Genomic DNA, 5,688 nt, shown 5'->3' on the forward strand with positions numbered 1-5,688 from the left:
TAAGGCGAAAACTGTAGCTTTGATTTGGTATGAATACATCGACCTTTACCAGCATAGGCGAAGAGGTCCAATCCATATTTGAAACTATGATGGTAATCTTAGATATCTTTACCACTTAAGGCGAAAATTCAGCATTTGTTAAGGATGAAAAAGGTTAAACTTCACCATGATAGGCAACAAACTCTAGTCCAAACATTAAATTATACCGGTAATGCTAGCCATCTTTACCACTTATGGCGAAAATTCAGCTTTTGTTAAAGATGAAAAAGGTTAATCTTCACCATGATAGGCGACGAACTCTAGTCCAAACATTAAATTATACCGGTAATGCTAGCCATCTTTACCACCTATGGCGAAAATATAGCTTTTGTTAAGGATGAAATAGGTTATTCTTCACCATGATAGGCGACGAACTCTAGTCAAATATTCAATTATACTGGTAATGCTAGTCATCTTTACCACCTATGGAGAAAAATACACCTACAAACTTGAAATTATAAGTAGTTATGCAACTATAGCTTTAGCTAAAGTTTAAGCACCCCCCTAATGTTTCTCCAGTTTTATTAGTTATTCGAACAGGAAAACGGATAATTTTAAATAAACATGGTGAAGTTTCAAAAACTTCTGCAACCTTTTCAATATATATGGTGATGTTTGTTGGATTTCGGCAATCTTTGAAACATACATGGTGATGTCTTAAACAAGAGTGGTAAAGATATGATTTTTATCTATATTTATCAACAGCTTACAGCTCCCTAAACAAGTATAAACAATTACTAACATGATAAATAAATAAAACATCTGTGGATAACTACATTAGGTTCCCTTTAACCATATATTAGGTTTATAGCTTCAAAGCCCACCTCCAAATTCAGATACGCTTTACTCAAGGATAATAGCTACATCTTAATTATTACTGGTAAAGAGGTACTACAATGAACACAAACAAACTTGTAAATGTTATGTCTCAAGATTTGAGCTATTGCGAGCCTAAACTAAAAAATTCATTTCACTCTGAATCAAAAAAAGTGCTCAAAGAATTATCTAGAATTTTAGGAATTGAAAAAGAATGCAAAATCTCCTCAAATAAGGCGGGAATTGCATGTAGTGGTGAAATCTCGCTACATGGGGACTCTATTTACATAGTCATTAGCCAATTTTTTGGCGGTGAAGAGGTTCTTTACCGTGGCTGTGATAGCCGTCAAAATTCTGTAAGCACTTCAGCCCGAGGTCATAATCAATACTGCAAAATCACAGATCTATTTACAGAGCACCAGCTTTCGAAATTTAAAAAACTATCACGAATTAATTAATATCGCCCGACTAGTCCTCATTTAAAGATGAGGACTAGCGGCATCCTTAAAATCATCCAATAAAAACCTCGGATCTTTCATAAGCTTTCAGCTTTAACGCCCATATTTAGTCTATAGGTATAAGGTCTTCATTCTCATTAATTCCAGAACTAAACATTGGATAATAATGAAATAAATATTGCAGTGGAATGTACCTATGAAACCAATTATTTCAACTAAAGTTATGTCACGTAAATGCGGTTCAGCTATTTGGCTAGATAGCTTTTCACTAAATTCTAAAAACTGGAATAAAGGCGACACCGTTACAATTGAGCATATAAATGACAAAACAATAAAACTTAATCGCAAAGCTGAAAAGTTACCGCGCTCTACAGAAACCACACAAAATTTAAGCGGACGAAAAAAAGGCAGCATTGTTCAGACATTAATTGAATTACCGCTTAAAAAAATCGGAGTATCATGGGAGCCTGAAACACGATTAAAAGCCCTAATAGAGACAGATTACATTTTAATAAGCATTAATGACTATGCTGAAAAAAGACGTTGTAGAATCTCTAAATTTAATTTGTCTATCAAAGCGAACTTTGCTCGCCATCTTAATATCTCAGTTGATAACCTTCCAAACATTCCACACTCAAACAATACTCAAGAATCGGATATTTGCACTTTAAATTTTAACCCAATTGCACCAAAAAGCGCGAAGTTCTACAACGCCCTTGTAAGCATAGAGAAATCTAATCCATTCGCCATCCATATTAAAAATTTCGAATCAAAACAAAACACGCCTCAGGATGGGCTAGTAGCAATTTTAAAAAGCTTAAGCTATACCGTAACGCAACTTAACAACTCTCTACTGGCCTTCAGTAGCGACTTAGAATTTGACTGCAAATCTCTAGAGGAAAATCAACCAAAGGGATTCAGCGAGCTCTTAGGGCTTTCTAAATTTAAATCTTTTACACCTTCCTTTGATCAAGAGCTAGGGAATAAAAGAGATAGACTAAAACAATTAGAAAATGACATCTCAAATGACACAATGAGCATTACTAGTCTTTTCCATGGTGGCGGGACTATCGAACAAGCTACGATCGAACTGTATTCAGATCACGGACTCACTCCAGTCTTAAAATTAGTCTCTGAAATTGACGATGGGTATTTGAACCACTCCGTTATAAAAAATAGTCATGCATATAACAAAGACACAATTTCACTTATTGGCGACATTTGTCAGTTTGATCCAAGTCGAAATAAAAATATAAAAACATCAATAATGACGCTCGGAATTGTGTGCAAAGGCGCAAGCAGAGCCGGACGATCTAAGTTAAAGACCAAGAATGCAGAAAGTCATACTGAAGCAGGACATTTGTTTTGGCAAGCAATTAGGTTTATAGCTGAATTAAATCCATCCATTCCAATAATTGAGAACACCGATTCCTATAAGAGCACAGCTTCATTTGATTCTATTATTGAAGTACTCACGGCGTTAAATTATGAAATTGAATATGGTGTTATAGATTCACATAATTATGGCGGCACGGAAACAAGAAAACGCTTATTTCTGTACGGATTTGACAATAAACAAATTCTCGATGCAGAAAATATCTTTTCTAAAGACTCTTGGTTTGTTGGACCACGGCGTCCAGTATCACACTTTATTGACAGCAACATTCCAAATAATCACAAGAGTTACAGATTATATGAGGGCCTAAAATTAAAAGAGGAAAAAGATAAGGTAGCCGGAAAAGGCTTCAAACGACCACTTTATCATGGCGATGAAACTCGCACACTACTGATACGTCAAAGTTACACAAAAGCTGGGAGCTGTGACCCTTATTTTGTCTGCCCAACAGACGCAGAGAAATCTAGATTATTTCATCACACAGAACATGCACAGCTAAAAGGATTCGACGCCGAATATGTACGGAACTGCCCTAACGAATCCGCTACTTTACTACATTCTGTACTTGGGCAGGGCTGGACTTGGCACAGTGCTGTAAAAATTATTGGTCATGCTTTGAACATGGCAAAAAAACAAGTTTTCTTAAATATTGAAGCCACAAATCTAAGTCAACAAGCTGCATAGCTACATAATTAGCAGATAAATGAGCTAATTTGTATATTGGGAATTATCACATTAGCTCATTTAATATATAGTGTATTTATTATTAGGCATTTCAGATATTCTGTTTATGCACAATAACAATCAGTCCTTAACGGCCTTTGTTGGTCGTTTTTTATATCAAACATAACGCTTATTCGTGATTTCCCAAAAGGCGATGCCTTTAACCCCAGCGGGTTAGTAATAGGGATTTTACCTCAGGAATTCAATATTGCCTTTTTTTAAGTGGATAATATAACTACATTATTTAACAAAGGGGTACAAATAAAAAATTGAATTTCTGAGTTATCAAGCTAAAGTTACTATTACATATTTTTTATATAGACATAGTATTTCTAAAATCAACAAAAGAAAATAAAAGGAATTAATAATGCTTATTCTTACACGTCGTTCAGGTGAAGCTCTTATGATAGGAGATGATATCGAAGTTAGAGTTTTGGGAGTAAAGGGAAATCAAGTCCGATTAGGTATAGAAGCTCCGAATGATATTAGCGTCCACCGTGAAGAAATTTACAATAGAATTAAAGAATTAGAGTGCGCTGAGAACAATGCTTAATCAGCCAATCATATAAAACTATTGATATAAAAAACCTGTTAAATAACAGGTTTTTTTATATCACTCAAACGCCTTAGAATTCTCCTTTAACCAATGGATTGGTGATAGCCGTGAAATCCGACACCTGATTTCTAACCTCTTTATATTAGCGACAATAGCCCATCTAGAGAGTGAATCTATTAGAATTCACGATACCCAAACTATGAATAGGAGAATGATTATGTACACCAAACAACTCTATTTAGGCTTATCTAATCTTGGCCAGTTCGGTCTTAACATTCAACGTTTAATTTTTAACGAACTACATAAACAAGAATCCAAGATAGAGACGCCCGATGATTTAACGCCTTCCAATTTCTCAACCATCATTAGTGTTATGCAAAAGTTTCTATCTACAGAGTTAATTGGAAACATGATAACTAAGGCACAGTTACAACAATTACAGATAAACGAAGCTTTTAGATCTAGCGAGGACATCCACCCTCTCGTTGCTCAACAACGATTTGAAGCTGAATTAGAATCAGATGAAAGACAAGCACATACACATGGCTTAATCAGCCAATCATATAAAACAATTGATATAAAAAAACCTGTTAAATAACAGGTTTTTTTATATCACTCAAACGCCTTAGAATTCTCCTTTAACCAATGGATTGGTGATAGCCGTGAAATCCGACACCTGATTTCTAACCTCTTTATATTAGCGACAATAGCCCATCTAGAGAGTGAATCTATTAGAATTCACGATACCCAAACTATGCATAGGAGAATGATTATGTACACCAAACAACTCTATTTAGGCTTATCTAATCTTGGCCAGTTCGGTCTTAACATTCAACGTTTAATTTTTAACGAACTACATAAACAAGAATGCAAGGTAGAGACGCCCGATGATTTGACGCCTTCCAATTTCTCAACCATCATTAGTGTTATGCAAAAGTTTCTATCTACAGAGTTAATTGGAGACATGATAACTAAGGCACAGTTACAACAATTACAGATAAACGAAGCTTTTAGATCTAGCGAGGACATCCACCCCCTCGTTGCTCAACAACGATTTGAAGCTGAATTAGAATCAGATGAAAGACAAGCACATACACATGATTCATGGGATAATTATTTCAACTCAGACGTAGAGGCTATCTGTTGTTAATTTGACTGTAAGCCGTGATACTTTAGAGCCATTATTTAGGCTTTAACCCTCTCCCCTATTAGACTGGTACGGGCGTACCAGTCCCCATTATGCTTATTAATCAGGCATCTTTTAGGGCTTAACCCTCACCCCTGCTAGACTGGTACGGGCGTACCAGTCCCCGTTAAGCTTATTAATCAGGCATCTTTTAGGGCTTAACCCTCGCCCCTTCTAGACTGGTACGGGCGTACCAGTCCCCGTTAAGCTTATTAATCAGGCATCTTTTAGAGGTTAACCCTCGCCCCTGCTAGACTGGTACGGGCGTACCAGTCCCCGTTAAGCTTATTGATCAGGCATCTTTTAGGGGTTAACCCTCTCCCCTACTAGACTGGTACGGGCGTACCAGTCCCCGTTAAGCTTATTGATCAGGCATCTTTTAGGGGCTAACCCTCTCCCCTACTAGACTGGTACGGGCGTACCAGTCCCCGTTAAGCTTATTGATCAGGCATCTTTTAGGGGCTAACCCTCTCCCCTACTAGACTGGTACGGGCGTACCAGTCCCCGTTAAGCT

The 5,688-nt window shown here is 36.7% G+C and carries 5 protein-coding genes; all 5 read left to right on the forward strand.

Annotated features, from left to right (window positions below; genetic code table 11):
• Positions 1–935 precede the first annotated feature (935 nt).
• The 5 genes from V6259_RS19355 (at position 936) to V6259_RS19375 (ending at position 5,138) form a co-directional block, all read left to right on the forward strand.
• A complete protein-coding gene (locus V6259_RS19355; RefSeq protein WP_341585928.1) occupies positions 936–1,313 on the forward strand; it encodes a hypothetical protein in 378 nt (125 codons plus the stop codon).
• A 196-nt stretch (positions 1,314–1,509) separates the two neighbouring features.
• The gene (locus V6259_RS19360; protein ID WP_341585929.1) at positions 1,510–3,393 is read left to right on the forward strand and encodes a DNA cytosine methyltransferase; all 1,884 of its coding nucleotides are present in this window, start codon (positions 1,510–1,512) and stop codon (positions 3,391–3,393) included.
• Positions 3,394–3,799: 406 nt separating this feature from the next.
• Entirely contained in the window at positions 3,800–3,985 is a 186-nt protein-coding gene (csrA, locus tag V6259_RS19365; protein ID WP_341585930.1) for a carbon storage regulator CsrA, read from the forward strand.
• Between the two features lie 220 nt (positions 3,986–4,205).
• Positions 4,206–4,586, forward strand: a complete 381-nt coding sequence (locus V6259_RS19370) for a hypothetical protein (RefSeq protein ID WP_341585931.1) — start codon at positions 4,206–4,208, stop codon at positions 4,584–4,586.
• A gap of 174 nt (positions 4,587–4,760) precedes the next feature.
• Complete coding sequence (locus V6259_RS19375) at positions 4,761–5,138, forward strand: hypothetical protein (RefSeq protein WP_341585932.1); 378 nt, start codon at positions 4,761–4,763, stop codon at positions 5,136–5,138.
• The last annotated feature ends 550 nt before the right edge of the window (positions 5,139–5,688 follow it).

The sequence above is a fragment of the Marinomonas sp. TI.3.20 genome, assembly GCF_038155025.1.
Lineage (GTDB): Bacteria > Pseudomonadota > Gammaproteobacteria > Pseudomonadales > Marinomonadaceae > Marinomonas > Marinomonas flavescens.